This is a genomic window from Natrinema sp. H-ect1, assembly GCF_041821105.1.
GTDB lineage: Archaea > Halobacteriota > Halobacteria > Halobacteriales > Natrialbaceae > Natrinema > Natrinema thermotolerans.
In genome coordinates this window covers 251,814-270,778 of sequence record NZ_JBGUBA010000003.1, presented here as the reverse complement: position 1 = coordinate 270,778, position 18,965 = coordinate 251,814, and the positions used below count along the sequence as shown (strand labels likewise).

20 protein-coding genes, 1 tRNA gene and 1 pseudogene are annotated in these 18,965 nt (G+C 63.8%); 10 read left to right on the top strand and 12 right to left on the bottom strand.

Annotation, left to right across the window (positions count from 1 at the left end):
- Positions 1-9 precede the first annotated feature (9 nt).
- Complete coding sequence (locus tag ACERIM_RS09715; RefSeq protein WP_006648303.1) at positions 10-615, bottom strand: NAD(P)/FAD-dependent oxidoreductase; 606 nt, start codon at positions 613-615, stop codon at positions 10-12.
- Positions 616-1,044: 429 nt separating this feature from the next.
- Here ACERIM_RS09715 and ACERIM_RS09710 point away from each other — a divergent pair.
- Positions 1,045-1,365 (top strand): annotated as a pseudogene (locus ACERIM_RS09710) (glutamate--cysteine ligase); the annotation flags it as partial.
- A gap of 287 nt (positions 1,366-1,652) precedes the next feature.
- On the opposite strand, the gene ACERIM_RS09705 reads toward ACERIM_RS09710, so the two are convergent.
- The 3 genes from ACERIM_RS09705 to ACERIM_RS09695 form a co-directional block, all read right to left on the bottom strand.
- Positions 1,653-1,982 (bottom strand): hypothetical protein, encoded by a 330-nt coding sequence (locus ACERIM_RS09705; RefSeq protein ID WP_373632335.1) that lies wholly within the window; start codon positions 1,980-1,982, stop codon positions 1,653-1,655.
- Between the two features lie 186 nt (positions 1,983-2,168).
- Positions 2,169-2,243, bottom strand: a tRNA-Arg gene (locus ACERIM_RS09700).
- A gap of 90 nt (positions 2,244-2,333) precedes the next feature.
- Positions 2,334-5,705, bottom strand: coding sequence for a carboxypeptidase regulatory-like domain-containing protein (locus tag ACERIM_RS09695; RefSeq protein WP_373632334.1), 3,372 nt, complete (start codon positions 5,703-5,705; stop codon positions 2,334-2,336).
- 390 nt (positions 5,706-6,095) lie between these two features.
- Here ACERIM_RS09695 and ACERIM_RS09690 point away from each other — a divergent pair, with 390 nt between their 5' ends.
- Positions 6,096-6,674, top strand: a complete 579-nt coding sequence (locus ACERIM_RS09690; protein WP_373632332.1) for an AAA family ATPase — start codon at positions 6,096-6,098, stop codon at positions 6,672-6,674.
- Positions 6,671-7,084 carry an RNA-binding domain-containing protein gene (locus tag ACERIM_RS09685; RefSeq protein ID WP_373632330.1) on the top strand — a complete coding sequence of 138 codons (414 nt, stop codon included), beginning with the start codon at positions 6,671-6,673 and terminating at the stop codon, positions 7,082-7,084. The genes ACERIM_RS09690 and ACERIM_RS09685 overlap by 4 nt, the downstream gene beginning before the upstream one ends.
- Here the strand turns inward: ACERIM_RS09685 and ACERIM_RS09680 are convergent.
- From ACERIM_RS09680 to ACERIM_RS09665, 4 genes are all read right to left on the bottom strand, one after another.
- Positions 7,081-8,076: a hypothetical protein gene (locus ACERIM_RS09680; protein ID WP_373632329.1), complete on the bottom strand. Its 996-nt coding sequence runs from the start codon at positions 8,074-8,076 to the stop codon at positions 7,081-7,083. The genes ACERIM_RS09685 and ACERIM_RS09680 overlap by 4 nt on opposite strands.
- Positions 8,077-8,189: 113 nt before the next feature.
- Entirely contained in the window at positions 8,190-9,584 is a 1,395-nt protein-coding gene (locus ACERIM_RS09675) for a signal recognition particle protein Srp54 (RefSeq protein ID WP_006648310.1), read from the bottom strand.
- Positions 9,585-9,707: 123 nt separating this feature from the next.
- A complete protein-coding gene (locus tag ACERIM_RS09670) occupies positions 9,708-10,157 on the bottom strand; it encodes a hypothetical protein (protein WP_373632327.1) in 450 nt (149 codons plus the stop codon).
- A complete protein-coding gene (locus ACERIM_RS09665) occupies positions 10,158-10,694 on the bottom strand; it encodes a sugar-specific transcriptional regulator TrmB (RefSeq protein ID WP_373632325.1) in 537 nt (178 codons plus the stop codon). It lies immediately after the preceding gene.
- Positions 10,695-10,839: 145 nt separating this feature from the next.
- Here ACERIM_RS09665 and ACERIM_RS09660 point away from each other — a divergent pair, with 145 nt between their 5' ends.
- The 4 genes from ACERIM_RS09660 (at position 10,840) to ACERIM_RS09645 (ending at position 13,732) form a co-directional block, all read left to right on the top strand.
- A complete protein-coding gene (locus tag ACERIM_RS09660) occupies positions 10,840-11,061 on the top strand; it encodes a hypothetical protein (protein ID WP_049965376.1) in 222 nt (73 codons plus the stop codon).
- Positions 11,062-11,146: 85 nt separating this feature from the next.
- Entirely contained in the window at positions 11,147-12,601 is a 1,455-nt protein-coding gene (locus ACERIM_RS09655; protein ID WP_373632323.1) for a dihydrolipoyl dehydrogenase, read from the top strand.
- 59 nt (positions 12,602-12,660) lie between these two features.
- Positions 12,661-13,338 carry a helix-turn-helix domain-containing protein gene (locus tag ACERIM_RS09650; RefSeq protein ID WP_049965374.1) on the top strand — a complete coding sequence of 226 codons (678 nt, stop codon included), beginning with the start codon at positions 12,661-12,663 and terminating at the stop codon, positions 13,336-13,338.
- Between the two features lie 52 nt (positions 13,339-13,390).
- Positions 13,391-13,732, top strand: coding sequence for a HalOD1 output domain-containing protein (locus tag ACERIM_RS09645; RefSeq protein ID WP_373632322.1), 342 nt, complete (start codon positions 13,391-13,393; stop codon positions 13,730-13,732).
- A 16-nt stretch (positions 13,733-13,748) separates the two neighbouring features.
- On the opposite strand, the gene ACERIM_RS09640 is transcribed toward ACERIM_RS09645, so the two are convergent.
- Complete coding sequence (locus ACERIM_RS09640) at positions 13,749-14,552, bottom strand: sulfurtransferase (RefSeq protein WP_373632320.1); 804 nt, start codon at positions 14,550-14,552, stop codon at positions 13,749-13,751.
- 279 nt (positions 14,553-14,831) lie between these two features.
- Between ACERIM_RS09640 and ACERIM_RS09635 the strand changes: the two genes are divergently transcribed.
- The 3 genes from ACERIM_RS09635 (at position 14,832) to ACERIM_RS09625 (ending at position 16,797) form a co-directional block, all read left to right on the top strand.
- Complete coding sequence (locus ACERIM_RS09635) at positions 14,832-15,689, top strand: sulfurtransferase (RefSeq protein ID WP_006648318.1); 858 nt, start codon at positions 14,832-14,834, stop codon at positions 15,687-15,689.
- A gap of 191 nt (positions 15,690-15,880) precedes the next feature.
- A complete protein-coding gene (locus ACERIM_RS09630) occupies positions 15,881-16,093 on the top strand; it encodes a hypothetical protein (RefSeq protein ID WP_006648319.1) in 213 nt (70 codons plus the stop codon).
- A 68-nt stretch (positions 16,094-16,161) separates the two neighbouring features.
- Entirely contained in the window at positions 16,162-16,797 is a 636-nt protein-coding gene (locus tag ACERIM_RS09625) for a hypothetical protein (RefSeq protein WP_006648320.1), read from the top strand.
- A 311-nt stretch (positions 16,798-17,108) separates the two neighbouring features.
- Here the strand turns inward: ACERIM_RS09625 and ACERIM_RS09620 are convergent, their stop codons facing one another.
- From ACERIM_RS09620 to thiE, 3 genes are all read right to left on the bottom strand, one after another.
- Positions 17,109-17,381 carry a hypothetical protein gene (locus ACERIM_RS09620; protein WP_066299301.1) on the bottom strand — a complete coding sequence of 91 codons (273 nt, stop codon included), beginning with the start codon at positions 17,379-17,381 and terminating at the stop codon, positions 17,109-17,111.
- An 88-nt stretch (positions 17,382-17,469) separates the two neighbouring features.
- Positions 17,470-18,300, bottom strand: coding sequence for a hydroxyethylthiazole kinase (gene thiM / locus ACERIM_RS09615; RefSeq protein ID WP_373632318.1), 831 nt, complete (start codon positions 18,298-18,300; stop codon positions 17,470-17,472).
- Complete coding sequence (gene thiE / locus ACERIM_RS09610; RefSeq protein WP_373632316.1) at positions 18,297-18,962, bottom strand: thiamine phosphate synthase; 666 nt, start codon at positions 18,960-18,962, stop codon at positions 18,297-18,299. The genes thiM and thiE overlap by 4 nt, the downstream gene beginning before the upstream one ends.
- Between the last annotated feature and the right edge of the window lie 3 nt (positions 18,963-18,965).

Genomic DNA, 18,965 nt, shown 5'->3' with positions numbered 1-18,965 from the left:
TCGGTCGGATTACTCCGCGAGCTGTTCGCCGAAGAGGCGCTCGGCGTCGGCGGGGACGTCGAAGTCGTGGTAGTGTTCGCCCTTGACCGCCGAGAGGATGTTCAGTCCCGCGGCGGCACCGTCGCCGACGGCGATTGCCGCCTGCCACTCCTCGGCGCGGACCATCGCGCCGGTCGCGTAGACGCCCTCGAGGCTGGTCTCCATCTCGACGCCGACGTCGACGGTGCCGTCCTCGGCGAAGTCGACGCCGAGGTCTTCGGCGACGTCGCGGTTCGCGCCCGTCGCGAGGACGACGAAGTCCGCCTCGTACTCGCCGTCGTCTGTTTCGACGGAGAAGCCGTCACCGGACTCGCTCACGGCAGTCACTTCCTCGCCCTGTCGGCGCTCGGCACCGAAGTCGTCGACCTGCTGGCGGGCCGTCGCCATGAACTCGCTGCCGCCGACCGAGCCGATACCCAGGTAGTTGAACAGGTGGGCCTTGTGCATCCAGGTTCCGTCGGTGTCGAACACCGTCGTCTCGAGGCCGTTCTTCGCGGTGAACAGCGCTGCACTCAGTCCGGCGGGGCCGCCGCCGACTACGATCACTGACGCGTCTGCAGTCGCTTCGTCGCTCATGTGTAGTCACATTGTGTTACCAGCGGTATAAACCCAGCAGCAACCCGCGGGCCACCACGTAACACCGATGTCAGTGGGGACGAACGGGTTTCAGGAGAGGCGGTACCACCTATCACTGCCAGCAGCCGCAGGCTCAACCCCTTCGCATTAGTCGGGCGTAGCGGCGGATCCAACAGGAGACGACGGGGTACCGGTCCGGCCGACCCGAGTTCTCACGGAACTCGGTCGCCGACGGGCCCCGACTATAGTAGCTACTGAAACGATTTACACACTGATCGCGACGCAGTCATGCGGTCAGGTGTGCAATGGCTTTCAGTGGCTACTATAGTGGCCCGGTGACGGCTTGCTCGAGGGCCATTCGGAACGCTCCAACGGATACATCCATGAAAACCAGCCTCGAGGTAGAGTACTGGGTCGTCGATACGGACGGAAGCGATGCCAACGGTCGAGTGGCACTCGCCCGACGCGGCCCTGCCGAGTCAGGTGCTACGCCTCGCGAGCGAGGTCCGGTCGGTCGTCGCCCGCGCCGACGCGAACGGAACGGTCACCGACGCGGCCATCCGCGACGGCCTCGAGGGCACGGGCGTCCGCCACTACCTGCGCGGGCTCGGATTCACTCCCGCCGACTACGACCCGCTCGCCGACCGCATGCCGGACGGCCGGCTCACCGATCGGGAGGCGCGGCGACTGCGACTCCGGGCCGCCAACCGGCTCGAGGCCGACCTCGAGCGGGGCCGCGTTCGGGCCTGAACCGGGTCGCCGACCGAGGGGAACGCATCGCGAGCGACGGCGGTCGCTGGCGGGGTATCGTCGGGTATCGAAAGGGTGTACACAGTCGGCAGTGGGGATTGTGATCGTCGTGCGGCGATGATCCGTGTCCCCCGTATCCCCTGTGATGCCATCGGCCGGCGCTGCCGACACCGTATATAACGTTAGTGGCCGACATTAGTGTATCGGAACCAATCAGTAGAGGTATGATTTCGGGCGGGCCGTATCGACTCTCGCCTCGAGGGGACGCTCGAGCGATCGGGGCGGACTCAGGAACTCACCTCGATCGTGTCGGACGTAAACGTCGCGCCGCTGACGGCGACCAAGGCGAGCAGCAGGCAGACGGCGAGGGCGGCGAGCCCGAGCGACAGTCTGTGCCGGGTCGTCGGCGAGAGATCGGTGCGGTCGCCGGCCCACTCCGTCGCGAACGCGCCCGAAAGGAGCAGCGAGAGTCCGATCGCGACGATCCAGCCGCCGCCCAGCACCGACGCCGGAACGACCAGCAGTCCGTAGCCGGCCACCAGTGCGCCGACGAGTATCGCTGCCGCCGCGACGACGCTGCTTCCCCGCAGGGACCGCGTCGCCGTCGTATCAGTCATAGGTACTCCAGACGGCATGGTATCATAACAGTTGTGTAACCAGTATCGGACGTCTGCGATCGGCGATGAATCCGGCGAAAACTCGAGCGCGATGGGATTTGAACCACGGTCGGAGCAAAGCTCCTCCCTGATCCAAATCCATCTCAGTGTGCTGTTCGCTCGTCACGTCCGTTCCTCACAGAACAGCGGGCGCGATGGGATTTGAACCCACGACCGTCGGATTAGAAGTCCGACGCTCTTTCCGGACTGAGCTACGCGCCCTCGAGTCAAAATCCAAGACGGATCGGTATAAGCGGTGTGGATTTGGCTCTCAAATATGCGGCAAAGAGAGATGCTATCGGGAGAGTAGAGTCAGTGTTCGCTACTCACCGTTGTTCCATTCTGGTTGATAACATACCCAGACGAGCGCTCGGTATCAGGGACACGACTCCAAGAGGACCGGAGATCGATAGATGGGCGCTTCCCATTCTCGTCGAATTCTATTTCCCATTCGGCCCTCCCGTCTTTGTCAATCATCTCTCTCACTTCGTCCACACCTTTGTCACTATTAGGAACAGGTGCGTTCACGGCATTCCCTTGGTTAAGGGTGTCAGAAACGGATACTGTCGCAGAGGTACCCTTCGGGATGAATATTTTGAACCCCATATAGTGTTTACTGAGCCATACGTCGGAGTCATTGTTCCATGAGTATATGTATTTGTCACCACCATTCTGCAATTCCTCGGTGATAACGTTGAACTCAGTATCCATCAACAGGTCAGCAGCGCCTACTCCCGCGCCTACCAGAGACAATACGGTGCCCGCTGCTCCAAGCGGAGGAACAACAGCACCAGCCACAAGGCTAGCGATCCCTAATCCTACTGAAGCGCCTCCGAGGAAACTTGATGGGTCGTAGACGTGTGGTCTCACTTGTTCGACATCCGTTCTATCGATGTCGGTAAGTGACTGCTTATCACCAAATATTGTGGAATCCACAGACTCTTTGCTGCCGATACGTGGGGATTCAAGATGCGTATCGAAGATATCTGTTAACGTCACGGAATTGCCATCCGAATCACGGAACTCATCAAGTTCAATAGAGAGAGATCCCTTCTCCGAAAACCATTTTCCAGCAACGTTTGGATGGATGTTATCCCGCGACGAAGGACTACCTACAGCGAGTCCGACTGATGAGAGCGCGAATGTATATTCGTAGCCCGGGCGATTTCCGAAGCCGGTAGAGGCTGGATTCTCCGTTTCAGTTTTGTCTATTAAGGATAGGGATTGGCTGGCATAAACGCTGAGTTCACTGAGAAAGTGGCCATCATCCCATTCCCAAGTATGAGCAAGCCCCGTACTAGACGCGAGTTCCGGAGCGAGATCGAGAGACAGAGTCAAATTGACACCCTTCGTCTGCCCTCCCCCAATGGATTTATCCACCGTCTTATCCTGGAACCCATCTCGAGTGGCGGTGATAGCCCAATCACCGGGACTAACGCTGACAGTAGTGGGATTTGAAGAAATCGTCTCCGTTTTCGTTTCTTCAGCAGCACTCTCGAAAGTGACATCGACATCCGCGATCGGAGCGTCTTTGGTGTCCTCTACGCTAATTTCGAAGTAAGCTTCTTCTTTGAGGTCGAAGTCGACTCTCTCGACCTGGTTTACGTCGACACTAGCCTCTTTCGTGGCTGTCACGTGTTTATCCGTATCGATCTCGACGGTCCAATTGCCGCCCTCGATATTCGTTTCGTAGAGTCCAAACTCGTCCGTTTTCACGGATTTCTGTTTCGTTCCGTTCTGGAGGAAATGGACCGACGCGCCGGCGACGCTCCCATTCTGGTCCCGTACTTTTCCGAAGATTTGCCCCGTGTTGGAATCGTTTTCGAGAGTGACGTCGACGGTTTCGGGCTGTTGCGTTCCAACCCGCACGCTCTCTGCTTTGTCAGCGTGGTTGTCGGCTAGAAATTCGACGGTATGACTGCCAGCACTGACCGTTAGTTCGTAATCACCAGTAAGCGAGGGAGAGGTTTGTTGGCCGCCAGCTTTCACCGTCACGTACGACGGCAGATGAGAATTCCCTTCGACGTCGACGTTCCCAGTGATCGTTCCCTTCGTTCCCACATCGTCGAGGTCGATGACAACCTTCTTGCTCCCAGATACGTCGACCGTTTTCCGAGCGAGAGCATATCCCGAGGGGTTCGCCTCGATCGTCCACGTTCCTGGTGGAAGATATTGGTCGACGAGGCCGAATTCGTCAGTAGTGGAGTGTTTTATCGAGTAAGCAGGATCCTCCGGAACGAATCGTACTTCGCTCTCTCCGAGTTTGTTAGAATCACCGTCAGGGACATCAAGATCTACCGAGAGGGTTTCCGACCCATCGATCGGTTCAAGCGAAACCGTACCGATATCGGTCGTCTCGCCGGCGTTGATAGTGATGGTTTTCGTCACGTCGCCGTGCTCCGACACAGTGAATGTGACATCGTGTTCACCCTCTACAAGATCGAGGTCGAAGCCGCCCGTGAGACTCGGCGACGTTTCTCTCCCAGCGGCCTTCACGATTGCCTGTGAAGGAAGATGGCTGTTACCTTGAACATCGACGGATCCGGTAAGAGTCCCAATAGATCCTTCCTCCCAGAGAGTCATTCGGAAAACGGGAACGGGATGCTGATTCACTTCGACCGAGATATCCTTCCTGTGGGTGATGAACCCATCAGCCTCCGCTCTGACTGTCCAGTCGCCTGCTGGGATTTCCGCTTCGAAAATTCCAAACTCTCCGGTCGTCTCTACCTTTGATTTGTTACTATCTTTCGGGATGAACGTAACTAGTCCGTTTGAGATTTCAGAATCACCTTCTCCACTGATGCTGACCGAAACCATTGCAGTATCGGAATCATTGGACAGTTGAACTGCACCGATATCGGAAACCCCACCGTGAGTTACGTCCACTGATACTTCCTTGTTGACGTGGTTTTCACTCCTTATTTTCACAGATTGTGTCCCGGAAGGGGCCACGAGTTCAAAGTCGCCGTGGGGTGCAGGTTTCGTTGTCCGTCCGTTAGCTTCGATTGTCACATCGTGATGTTCGGCACGAACGTAGCCGTCTTCAAGGGAAACGTTTCCAACGATAGTTCCCGTTTTCGGTGAGAGAGAGAAATTTTGATTCGCCGTCGTATGGGTGAATTTCGCCTCCCGAGACACCGTCTCGTATCCGTCGGCACTAACTTCGAGGATAACCGACTTCGACGACGCTCCCTGAGGGAACGGAATGGTGTACGTTCCGTTCGAATCCGTCTTCGTTTCGGCTACCTTTCGAGAGGTTTCCTTCTCCTGAACGAAGACGTGAGCATTTTCGACGGTGGAACCCTCTATATCAGAGATCAGACCCTCGAACGCGATGCCCGTTTCCGAAGGGCTAAGTTCGAAATCGAGTAATTTGTGGTCTCCCGCAACGATATCGACGGTTTCCGTCGTAGACTGGTAGCCGTCAGCAGATAGCGTGAGCTCATACGTCCCTTCTTCTAGAAGGAGTCCAAACTCGCCCTCGTCATTGGTCTCCATAGTGATATCCGATCCCTTCACATCGACCGTCACGTTCGCGACTGGAGTGGATTGGGAAGCGTCCGTGACTGTTCCGATAATTGCACCTTGTGTGTCGCTGTATGCACCGGCGGTGTTCGTTCCGATGTATCCGATTGTGCCGACACTGGCCGTCTTCTTCAGGAATTTTCGTCTATTGTCCTTCATGCGATTATTAAAAATAAACCTATAATATAAATTACTACCGTTCTGAATTTCAATATTTATAGGAGAAGCAATCTTCTCTTTTAGTTCAGTTAAGAACCATTAGCAATAGAATAACAGGCTGTCGTGACATGTTGTGCTAAATAATATCGCAGAGTGTGTTCCGGATCGGTCATACGACCGTCTGCTTCCTCGTCGCGTCGTCGAGATGAACATTGATCAAGAAGGCGAGTATAGCATCTACCCGGTCCGTCAGACCAAGCGCTAAGCGAAAACTCTCGTTCCGTATGAATGAGAACGAGCAGACGGCGATCACAGTGACCTTGTCGAGACCGTGATTACCCCGAACGATGAACACAGCGTTTATGCCCGTCTCGCCGGTACGTGGGCTCGATGCACGTCATCGGAACGGTGGGGCTCCCCGGGAGCGGCAAGGGCGAGGCGGCCACCGTCGCACGCGAGGACGGGATTCCCGTAGTGACGATGGGCGACGTCGTCCGCCAGGAGACGGCCGACCGCGGGCTCGACCCCGCGAAGGACCACGGAACCGTCGCGCAGGCGCTGCGCGAGGAGAACGGCCCGGCGGCCATCGCCGAGCGATCGCTGCCGATGATCGAGGACCGCCTCGAGGACCACGACACCGTCCTCGTGGACGGCCTCCGGTCGGACGTCGAGGTCGACGTCTTCGAGGAGCGGTTCGGCGACGCGTTCACGCTGGTCAGTATCGAGGCCCCCTTCGAGACTCGGGCCGAGCGGATCGACGAGCGCGGCCGGGACGCCGGCGAGGCCGACGGCGGCGAGAGCCTCGCGGCGCGTGACGAACGCGAACGGGGCTTCGGGATGGACGACGCGATGGACCGGGCCGACGTCGTCGTCGAGAACACCGACTCGTTGGCGGCCTTCCACGAGTCGATCCGGTCGGTGATCCGAACCGACGACGGGAAACCCGCCGAGGCCGAAGCCGACCCATGAGCGAGATCTACCGCGTCGACGTCGAGATCACGGCACCGATCTACGACACCGAAGTCACGAACCGAGTGGTCGACGCCGTGGCCAATATCTTCCCCAACGCCGACTTGGAGGAGGAGTTCGGCGAAGTCCGCGGCGAGGCCCACGCCCTCGATCACTTTTCGGACCTGCTCCACCAACAGGAGATCCTCGACACCGCCCGCGGCGAGTTCTTCGCCAATCGCGAGGGCGACACCTTCACCTTCGCGCTGAAAAAGCAGGCGGCCTTCGAGGACTACATCAACTTCTCGGTGGGCAAACCCGACGAACTCGGCGAGATAGCCGTTCGCGTCCGCGTCGAGGAACCCAGCCTCAAGGAGTACGTCGACCATATCGCGCCGCCGACCGAAGACGGGCGGCCGGTCGACGCCTAGTTCGTACAGTCGCCGACGTCGTCGAGCGCCGCCTCGCCGTCGGTCCGCTTTCGTCTCGCGGTCCGATAGCGGCCGTCCTCGGCCGCCGCCGCCGCGTCGGCGAAGTGCCCCGACGCCGCCGCGAGATGCTCGTTCTGACACCGAGCCGTCTCGAAGTACTCGCCGAGTCCGTCCGGCGCGTTCTCGGTCCCGTCCTCGAGACGCCGGAGCGCGTCGCCGAACGTCCCTTCGGCGGTTTCGAAGGACTCCTGTGCCGCTCCGAACCGCTCGTTATCCAGGTGCGTTCGGCCGTCCTCGAGCGCGCCGTATCCCGTCTCGAGATCCAGCATCGAATCGTAGGCCCCGGTCAGCGTCTCGAGCGACGTTACCACGTCGCCGAGCGTGGCCGCGCCCTCTTCGAGATCGGCGGTATCGGTGCCGGCGATGGCCTTGAGTCGCTCGCCGTCGATCGACTGCAGGGTGTCGGTTACCCGTCCGTGTCGACTGACGGCCGCGACGACGGTCTCGTGGCGGTCGTCGACCGTCTGGTTCGCGCCCTCGATGTCCCCGTTTTCTTCGACCGCGGCGGTGACCTCATCGATGTCGTCCTCGATCGTGTCGTCCGTGACGGTCACCGTCACCGAGACCAGTCCCTCGAGGACGGACGCGTACGCGCGGATGGTCTCGAGGTCGGCCGACCGATCGTCGCCCAGTTCTGAGTCGGCGGTCTCGAGGTAGTTTCGTGCGTCCGAGAGGTACTCTCGGGCTTGCGTCGAGTCGAACTCGACGGTTTCGGGGTCCTCGAACCCCTCGACTTCGTCCAGTTGCTGTGCCGCCCTGTTCAGGTTTCCGGCGGCCCGATCGAGCGCCCGCTGGCCGCTCCGATCTTCGACCTCGATGTCGGTCTCGTCCGACGACTCCTCGAGGGCGTCGAGACAACCGGAAAGCGCCGTCACGGTCGTAAGGCTCGCACCGGCCGCGCCGGTTCGAGCGAGATACTGCCGACGATTCATTCCTACTCGAGGGTTCGTCTAGAAGGGCATTAACGTAGTGGCACCGAGAGTGTCAATGTCGCTTAGAATTCGAGGACGGAGCGGTCTGTGGCAGTGGGTCGATGGGCGCGGCGTTATCCGAACGGCCCCATGCCGCCCATCCCGCCGCCACCGCCACCGCCGCCCTGTTGCATCTGTTGCATCATGCGCTGCATCTCCTTCTCCGAGCCCATGCCCTGGAACTGCTTGATGGTGCGTTCCATCATCTTGTACTGCTGGAGCAGTTCCCGGACTTCCTCTTCGCTGGTGCCCGAGCCGCGGGCGATGCGCTGGATCTGGCTCGCGCCGATGGCTTTTGGGTACTCCTTTTCGGCGTCGGTCATCGAGTCCATGATCACGCTGAAGGTCCGCATCCGCTCCTGAGTGACGTCCATCGCGTCGTCGGGGAGCTGGTCCTTGATCCCGCCGCCGAGCCCGGGGATCATGTCCATGACCTGATCGAGCGGCCCCATGTTGTTCATCGCCTCCATCTGCTTTTGCATGTCGTTCAAGGTGAACTGGCCCTGAAGCATGTCCTCGGGGTCCCAGTCGTCTTCCTCCATCTCGGTCTGCTCCATCGCGCGCTCGACGCGCTCGGCCAGCTGGGAGAGATCGCCCATCCCGAGCAGCCGCGAGATGAAGCCGTCGGGCTCGAAGCGCTCGATGTCCTGGACCTCCTCGCCGGTCCCGAGGAAGGCGATCGAGGAGTCGGTCTGGTCGACGGCAGTCAGCGCGCCGCCACCCTTCGCGGTCCCGTCGAGTTTCGTGATGACGACGCCGTCGATCCCGATCGACTCGTCGAACTGCTGGGCCTGCTCTTTGGCCCCCTGCCCGATCGCGGCGTCGAGGACGAGCAGGGAGGTGTCAGGTTCGACGACGCCCTCGATCTGCTCGATCTCGTCGATCAGGTCGTCCTCGAGCGCGTGGCGACCGGCCGTGTCCACGATGTGAACGTCGGCTTCGCTCGTCTCCTCGAGGCCCTTGCGGGCGATTTCGACGGGGTCTTCGCTGTCAGGATTGCCGTAGAACTCGACCTCCGCGCGCTCGGCCATCTCCTCGGCCTGGTCGTACGCGCCGGGCCGGAAGGTGTCGGTCTGGATGACCGCCGGGCGCAGCCCCTTCGTGGAGAACCACCAGGCCATCTTCGCCGCGGAGGTCGTCTTCCCGGAGCCCTGCAGCCCCGCCAGCAGGATGGTCTGTTCCTCGAGGGGCAGTTCGGTCGAGTCGCCGATGAGGTCGACCAGTTCCTCGTAGACGATCCGGAGGACGAAGTCCCGCGCGGGGGTGCCGGCGGGTGGCTCTTCCTCGAGGGCGCGTTCCTTGATGCTGTCCGACAGCTCCATCACGAGCGAGACGTCGACGTCGGCGGAGAGCAGCGAGCGCTGGATCTCCTTGACGATCTCCTCGATGTCTTCCTCGCTGAGTCGCGACTTCCCGCGGAGCTTGTCGAGGGTGCCCCGCAGAGAACTCCCGAGATCGTCGAGTACCATTTGCTGGGTGTACGAGGCGATAGCGTTAAAGGCTTTTTCTACGCGCGACGCGATCGTTCGGTCCGTCGAACGAGTCGCTTCAGTCTCGTCCGGACCGGTCGATCACGATCGACGTGACTGCCATCAGTCACGGGCATCCCACGCTCGGTCGATCCGTTCCTCGACAGCGGCGAGAGCCGTTGCGATGACATCTAGCGGATGGACGGACGGCAGTTCGAGGGCGGCCGTCTCGGTTCCGTCGGGCGGGTAGTGAAAGTGCAATCGCGGGTCGTGCGGGTTCGGATGTCGATCCCAGCGACACTCCCATCGATGGCCATCGGCTCCGGTCTCGACGTAATGGATCGTGAAATCGGCGGTCGTGAACCAGCGAATATCGAACCGGGCACCGTCGATCGACGGTGAAAACAGGTCACTATCGAGACGCGCCTCGAGTACCCGCGGTTCGGTACTGTCGGGATCGAACGCGGACCCGGCGACGAGGGGGTCGTCCGCGAGGCGACGCTCGAGGAGTCGGAGCGTCCGACGATCGGGCGGCCCCGGTGACGATGGCCCGCCCTCCCGGTCCGGGCCCATCTATGCGGGAATGAGATGCCCGTCGTTTTGGGCTAGCCGTCGCGCGAGTTCGTAGAGGCGGATGTCCCGTTCGACGGCCTCCCAGTCACTGAGCCGTTCCATCAGTTCGTGGATTTCCTCGTGGTCGTCGCGCTCGAGCAGCGACACTGCGGACGGATCGTCGGCTCCGAACTGATCGACGAACGCCTCGTGGCGGGCTTCCAGCTGGCGAACGCGATCGATGATCTCCTCGACGGTCAGCTCCCTCGCGATCCGGCTGGCTTCCTGCCACTCGAGATAGCCGTCGTCGCGCTCGTACCGGGCCGGTCGGGCGTCGGTGTCGGCCCGGACGATGCCCATCTCCGCGAGCCGGTCGAGGTGTTTCTTCGCTGCGTTGGGCGAACAGTCCGCGGTCGACGCGATCTCGGGATACGGCGTCGGCTCCGTGACCCCGAGGGCGGTCTCGTAGACCCGGCCGAACGTATCGGTCGTCTCGCGCCACCGCTGGCGGACGTCGTCGACGGCGTCGGAATCCGGTACCGGATCGAACTCGCTCATGGTCGTACCGACGTGATACACAGTAATATGTGTGCGGGTTCGCAAATATGTGTGCGACCGCGGCGGCGGTTGCCGTCTCGAGCGGATCACGACTCGCTCGAGCGGCGTCGATGCGTATTTCACGCGACCGCGACAAGAGCCGTCCATGAGTTCCGACGCGGACGTCGATCCCGACGACTACGAGGCCCTCGCGGGCGATGACGTCACCATGCGACAGAACGAACACGGCCTGCACATCGCGGACCACGAGGCGACTGGAATCTCGAGTCAGGGCCAGACTCCCGAGGCGGCGCTGGCGAACCTCGCGGCCGCTGTCGAGACCCATCGCGAGGCCGAGTCGGACGAGACCGGCGACGACTGGCTCTGAGCGACGAGCGACGCGGACCGGCTCACGACCCCACGTTCGCATAGCAGGCGCTCGTTTTAGGCGGCCGTCCGTGGTCGGAGGGGGTATGGAGGCGTACGACATCGTCGTGCTGGGCGGCGGCTCGGGCAGTCAGGTCGCGACCGCGGCGGCCGAGCGGGGCCTCGAGGCCGCGGTCGTCGAACCCGGCCCGCTGGGCGGCGCGTGTATCACCCGGGGCTGTGTCCCCTCGAAGGCGCTCATCCACCGCGCGGACGTGATCGAGGACGTCCGCGGGGCCGAGGCGTTCGGTATCGATGCGAGGGTACACGGCGTCGACTACGACGGCATTACGGACGCGATTCACGACACCGTCTACGCGAAGGCGGACAACCAGACCTCGAGCATGCGGGAGGCGGCGAACGTGACGCGCTACCGTGGGGAGGGACGGTTCGTCGACGACCGGACGATAGCGGTCGACCCCGACGACGGAAGTGGAACCGCGGAGATAACGGGCGAGACGGTCGTCATCGCCGTCGGCGGTCGACCGATGATCCCGCCGATCGACGGCCTCGAGGACGTCGATTTCCTCACCAGCGACGACGCGCTGTTCCTCGACGAGCGGCCGGACGAACTCGTGATCGTCGGCGGCGGCTACATCGGGACCGAACTGGGCTACTTCTTCGGCGCGCTGGGGACGGACGTCTCGCTCGTCGGCCGGAGCGAGCGGTTGGTGCCCCGCGAGGACGACGACGTCAGCGCGGTCGTGACCGACTCGCTCGCGGACTACTGTGACGTCTACACCGGCTCCGAGGCAGCCGAAGTGGAGCCGGCCGACGAGAGGCAAGGCGGGGAGGGGATCGTCGTTACCGCGGAGCCGAGCGACGACGGCAACGACGGCAACGAGGCGGTCGAACTCACCGGTGACGACCTCCTGCTCGCGACCGGTCGCCGGCCCAACACCGACGCGCTCGACCTCGAGGCGACGGGTGTCGAGACCGACGAGGAGGGGTACGTCGAGACCGACAGCCGCCTCGAGACGGCCGTCGACGGCGTCTGGGCGCTGGGCGACGTGATCGGCCGGCAGCCGTACAAGCACGCGGCCGACTACGAGGCGCGGCTCGTCATGGCGAACGTCCTCGACGACGCGGACCGGACGGTCGACTACGGGGCGATGCCCCACGCGATCTTCACCGAGCCCCGGGTGGCGAGCGTCGGGCGAACGGAGGGCGACCTCGAGGACGCCAGCCGGGAGTACGAGGTCGCGACGGTTCCCTACGACGCCGCGCCGCTGGGACTGATCCTCGAGGCCGACGACGGGTTCGTGAAGGTCCTTGCCGGACCGGACGGCGAGATCCTGGGCTGTCACATCGTCGGGCCGCAGGCCGCGACGCTGCTACACGAGGTCGTCGTCGCGATGGACGGCGGCGGCACCGTCGATGACGTCGCCGGGCCGGTTCACGTCCACCCCGCGCTGAACGAGGTCGTCCACGCGGCGTTCGACGAACTCTCATCGCGGGCGTACTCCACGGCCCCGGACTGGCGGGACGTCGGCGACGGGTAAGGACCCTCGAGGATCCCGCCCGTGGTGAGGCTTAACAGTCGAGAGCGCCAAGGGTCACTATGACTTCGATCGCCGAGTTCACCCTCGCGCCGGCGGACTTTCCACTCGGGCGAGTCTTCGAGGACAGACCCGAGGTGACGCTGGATCTCGACCGCGTCGTCCCGAGCGGTGACACGGTCATGCCGTACTTCTGGGTACAAGATCCCGACGAGGAACTGGCGGCAATCTTGGATATCTTCGAGGGGTTGCCGGAGCTTCGCTCGGCGGTTCTCATGGAGGACCTGGGTGACCGGGGCCTCTATCGCGCCGAGTGGAAGCCGGAGTACATGGGGATCATGCGAGCGATCGCGGAAACCGGCGTCACGGTCGTCTCGGCGACCGGGACCAGAACGGGCTGGGTGTTCGAACTCCGTGCGGGGTCCGTCGATCGGTTCTCGGCGTTCCAGCAGTACTGTGCGGACCACGACATCGAGGTGACGCTCACGCGACTCAATCGCCTCTCGGAGATGACGGCCGGAGCCGAGTACGGCCTCACGCCGGAACAGCGCGAGGCGCTGTTGCTGGCCTACAATCAGGGGTACTACAGCGATACGCGTGAGACCGATCAGGCGACGCTCGCCTCCCAGCTCGGCATCTCGAGACAGGCGTTTTCGTCCCGACTCAGGCGGGGGTATCGGAACCTCATCGAGGGAACGATCGTCGGGGACCCACAGAGCAGCGACCAGCCGTATAAATAGACTACATAGGTAAGACGGTGACTCACCAGTCCACCCGGAGTATCCCCACGTGATGGAAAGGAGCGACCAGCGGCGGGGGGAAACGGCCACGGTGTACGAGCTTGCGGACGACGAGTCGATCAGTACGGGGGTCGTGACGGCGGTTGCGACCGCTTCGGACGCCGAGATGGTTCCGACCGGCGGTACCGCCGGTGGAACGACGGCGCTCGACCCGCTGTACACTGCCGTCGACCCGGAAGCACTCGACGCACTGTTCGGAAGCGACGGCTTCGGAACGGCCGGAACGCCCGACCGAGTGACGTTTACCTACCACGGGTACGAGATTACGATCACCGGTGACCGACGGATCGGCCTCGAGCGACTCGAGCGAGCGGCCGGCGAACCGGCCGAGTAACAGACGGACGGCGAGGTCACTCGGTCGAAACCGGTCCGCTCTCGGTCTCGCCGTCGTTGGCCAGCCACTCCGTGAGGCTTCCTTCGTAGAACATGACGTCCTCGTAGCCCAACGCTGTGAGGACGACGTAGGTGTGACTGATCCGGCGGGCCGTGTTACAGTAGAGGACGATCTCGCGATCGGGCGTGATCCCGCGGTCGGCGAGCAGTGCGTCGAGTTCGTCTTCGGGCTTCAGTCGGCGCGTCTCGTCGTCGATGACGTCGCGCCAGTCGAACCGCACGGCACCCGGCAAGCGGGCCTCCTCGAACTCCTCGCGCTCGCGGGTGTCCACGAGGACGGCGTCGCGCTCGAGGGCCGCTTCGACGGCGTCGTAGCCGACCAGCGGGCTCTCCGCGGGCTCGAGCGGGTCGGCCTCGTAATCAGTCGGCTCGATCTCGGGGGTGTCGCTCGTCGTCTCGTAGGCCTGGTTCCAGGCGCTGTAGTCGCCGTCGAGCAGGCGGACGTCGTCGTGGCCGTACTCGAGGGCGGTGAGGACAAAGCGGGCCGCGAAGACGCCGTGGGTATCGTCGTAGGCGACGATGGTGTCCTCGGGCGAGATCCCGGCGTCGCCGAGCAGGGTCGCGAAGGCGTCCGCACCGGGCAGGGTCCCGCGGTCGACGTCGCTCTCGTCGCGGTAGCTGTCGAACGGGACGTTCACCGCGCCGGGAACGTGTCCGATCCCATCGAACTCCCAGGCGTCCCTGACGTCGACGACGCGGACGGCGGGATCGTCGAGACGCGATGCGAGCCAGTCGGGGGAGACGACGACGGATTCGTCCATTGGGCCGGCATAGGAAGCCAAGCCCCGAGTACGCACCGGTTTCGGGGCGAGCGGCGGATACCGGGACAGTGGCAACTCTTGCCCCTGTTTGCCGAGGGAGCCAGCCTATAAATACGGGTATCTATCGAGAGCGGCGTCTGACCGCCGAACGCGTCGCGCTTCCCGAGCGCGAGCCGAATCACGGCGAAAAGACGCGGCAAAAGTTTCCCCCACGGTCGACCGGTGTCCGAATTGACCGGTTAAGAAGTCCCTTTGTGTGTCGCCATCGTAGGACCGTCCATGGCAGACGACTACGCCAAAGACGTACTCGTTTCGGCTGACTGGGTCGAGGACCGACTCGACCAGTTTCAGGACGACGACTCCGACCTCCGACTCGTCGAAGTCGACGTCGACACGGAAGCCTACGAGGAAGAACACGCACCCGGCGCGATCGGGTTCAACTGGGAGACCCAGCTTCAGGACCAGACCCAGCGGGACATCCTCGACAAAGAGGACTTCGAGGCCCTGCTCGGCGACCACGGCATCAGCGAGGACGACACCGTCGTCCTCTACGGCGACAACTCCAACTGGTTCGCCGCCTACGCCTACTGGCAGTTCAAGTACTACGGCCACGACGACGCGAAACTCCTCGACGGCGGCCGCGAATACTGGCTCGAGAACGACTACCCGACTACCGACGAAGAGCCCGACTTCTCCGAAACCGAGTACGACGCCGCCGGCCCGCGCGAGAGCATCCGCGCCTACCGCGACGACGTCGAGAAGGCGATCGAGCGCGGCGTGCCGCTTGTCGACGTTCGCTCGCCCGAGGAGTACTCCGGCGAGGTCCTCGCGCCCCCGGGACTCCAGGAGACCGCCCAGCGCGGCGGCCACATCCCCGGCGCGAAGAACATCTCGTGGGCCGCCGTGACCAACGACGACGGCACCTTCAAAGCCCCCGACGAACTCGAGGACCTCTACGCCGAGGAGGACATCGACGGCGACGAAACGACCGTCGCCTACTGCCGGATCGGCGAGCGCTCGTCGGTCGCCTGGTTCGCCCTGCACGAACTGCTGGGCTACGAGGACACCGTCAACTACGACGGCTCCTGGACCGAGTGGGGCAACCTCGTCAACGCGCCGATCGAGAAGGGCAACTAACGCGGTCCTTCGCCCGTCCGACGCGGGGCGTGACCGTCGCGATCGTCCCGTCGTCGTTTCGTTCCCTGCTTCCGATCGATCAGCGGAGCGTCCCGCCGGAGACGCGATCACTCCCGACGCGGTCCTTGATCGGGGCCGACCGATCGCCCGGACCGGAACCGATATTACGAACCGATTAATTATCCGAAACGATGAGCGACGGCGAAGACTCGTGGCTCGCGAGCCGCGAGACGACGAACCGACTGCTCGGGTTCGCGATCGTCGTCCTCGCCGCGGGCTTCGTCAGCGTCGGCGACATCGGCCCCGCGGCGATACGGGTCGTCGCGGAGAGCCTGCTGATCCTGATACTCGTCGCGGCGATCGTCCTGTTTCTCGGGTGGTTGCTCCGTACCGACGGCGAGTAATCGTCGGGTGGGCTCGCATGCCCCCTCGTGACGATAGGCCTAACACTCGGCTGCCCGAATGCCCGCCTATGACCGATCCGGACGCATTCGTCGAGACCGTCAACGACGACAACCAGACCGCGCTCTCGCGACTCGGCTCCTCGAAGTCGCTCTATGCCGACACCGGCGGCGAGATCGACACCGAGCCCGTCCTCGAGGCGACGGCGGACGCCGAGTACGCCGCCTGGCAGACCTTCCTCGAGTGGGCCGACGACGAGGCCGACGACGAAGCGCGCGCGGCCTTCGAGCAAACGGCCGACGAGGAGCAAGACCACTACGAGACCGTCGACGGGAAACTCGACGCCGACGACTACGAACCGACCGAGACGCCCCAGCTCCACGAGTACCTCCGCGACCGCGAGGACACCGTCGAACGAGTCGGCGCGCTCGTCGGCCGCATCCTCGCGAGCCAGCGCTCGAAGGACCAGGTCGTCGGCTACTTCGTCGGCGACGCCGACCCCCAGACGGCCAGCCTGTTCCGCGGGTTCGGCGAGGACCTGGACGACCAGCTCGAGCGCGCGAAAGACCTCCTCGGCGACGTTTGCGAGAGCGACGACGACTGGGAGCGCGCTCAGGAGGCCGCAAGCGGCGCGATCCAGGCCGCCTACGACGAGTACGTCGAGACGCTCGAGGGGATGGGCGCGAACCCGAAGCCGGTCTGTTAGCGGGTTCTGCGAACTGGAAAGCCGCCATGCGGTGGCGCGCGCTGGGGCGCGGTGAGTCGTCGACGAACCGCGGCCCGATTCCGTGCGAGGGATGAGCGAGCGGTGCGAGGCCGACCGTGAGGGAGGCCTCGAAAGCGAACGGTGACCAACGGGAGCCGTGAGCAGCGAGCGAATCGGTTGGGGAGGGTGTGGTCACTCCGTGTTGCCACGATAGCAGAACACGTCACGTTATCCGACCCGATCGACGGCCGTCCGAACGATCATCAAAAAACGGTATTTTACGAGCCGCAAGAAGCCGATCGCCGGAATCGCTAGACGCCCTCGACGGTCTCCCGGAACGCGCTGATCGACTCGAGCGCGTCGGCGAGCTTCGATTGGACGTCGCCGCCCTCCTCGTCGGCGATGTCGTTTAAGATGTGTTCGTGGCGGGCGAGTTGGCCGTGGTCCGGCCCGCGGTCGGCGTCCGCGTACTCCGCGAACTTCGCCGCTTGCTTCTCGAGTCGCTCCTGTGCCTCGTCGTCTGCCGCGGCCGCTGCCGCCGCCTCGATGGCGTCGGCCGCGTTCTCGAGTTCGTCTCGAGCCATACGAACGGGTTCGCCCGGTGGGACTAAAATCGTTGCAGTACGTTCCGGAAATCGGGAACACCGGTCGAACCGACGGGTTCGCGTCGCGCTACAGCGCCGGTTCGAGCCGGTCCGCGAGGTCGGCCGACTCGAGGTCGTCACCGGTGACGCCATAGACGGCGTCCTGGAAGTTCGTCCGGTAACTGCCCGGACCAGCGTAGTCCATCGCGGCCGCACGCTCGCCGGCGATGCCGAACGCGAGCGTCCCGTGGACGGCGGCCTCGCGGGGATCCTCGAGCGCGCCGGCGAAGGTGCCGACGGTCGCGCCGAGCATGCAGCCGGTGCCGACGACCTCGCCGAGCATCTCGTGGCCGGCGGTGATGCGGACCGCGCCGTCGGCGTCGGCGACGACATCGTCGACGCCCGAGGCGACGACGACCGCGTCGGTCGAGTCGGCGACCGACTGAGCGGTCTCCTCGATCGCCTCGTAATCGCCGACGGACTCGACGCCCTCGACGTTCGCTTCGACCCCGGCCAGGGCGCTGATCTCGCCGTAGTTGCCCTTGATCGCGGCGAAGTCGACCGCCTCGAGGAGGCTCTCGGTGACCGCCTCGCGCGAGGGGGTCGAGCCGAGGCCGACGGGGTCGAGGACGACCGGAACCCCGCGCTCGTTGGCCTTCCGGCCGGCCTCGTGCATGGCCTCGACGCGGTCGTCGGGCACCTGCCCGATGTTGATGACGAGGGCGCGCGCGGCCGCGGTCATCTCGCCGGCGTCGCCGAAGGAGTCGGCCATCACCGGCAGTCCGCCCCAGTGCAGCGTCAGGTTCGCCACGTCGTTGATCGTCACCGTGTTGGTCACGTGCTGGACGAGCGGTTCGGTCTCCCGGACCGTCCGGACGGCGTCGGCGAGGTCGGCCGCGGCGATGTCGGTAACGCTCATGCGCCTCGACCTCCGTCGGCGACTCCCTTCGAAGTTTCGACGGTCTCGGCAAGCGCCGCGGTCGCCGCCACCGGATCGGCGGCCGCCGTAATCGCGCTGATGACGGCCACCCCGGCCGCACCGGCTTCGACCACCGGCGCGGCGTTGTCCGCCGTGACACCGCCGATGCCGACGACCGGGATCGAGACGGCGTCGACGATCTCGGCGATCCGTTCCGGGCCAATTCCGTCTTTTCCGTCCTCGACGTCCTTCGAGGAGGTGCCGTAGACGGCCCCGACGCCGAGGTAGTCCGCACCCTCGCGTTCGGCTTCGCGGGCTTCGGCGACCGTCGACGTCGAACAACCGACGATCGCGTCCGGCCCGAGCAGGTCGCGGGCGACCGCGACCGACAGGTCCGACTGACCGACGTGAACGCCGTCGGCGTCGATCGCCTGCGCGATGTCGATCCGGTCGTTGACGATCAGGTCGACGCCCGCCTCAGCAGTGAGTTCGCGTAGCTCGAGTCCCAGTTCGTACCGCGAGCGGGCACTCGTGTCCTTCTCGCGCAGCTGGACGGCGTCGACACCGCCATCGATGGCCGCGCGGACGATCTCGGGCGTCGACCGACCGTCGGAGAGCGACGCCTGCGTGACGAGGTAAGTCCGCCAGTTCGAGGGATTCACGGG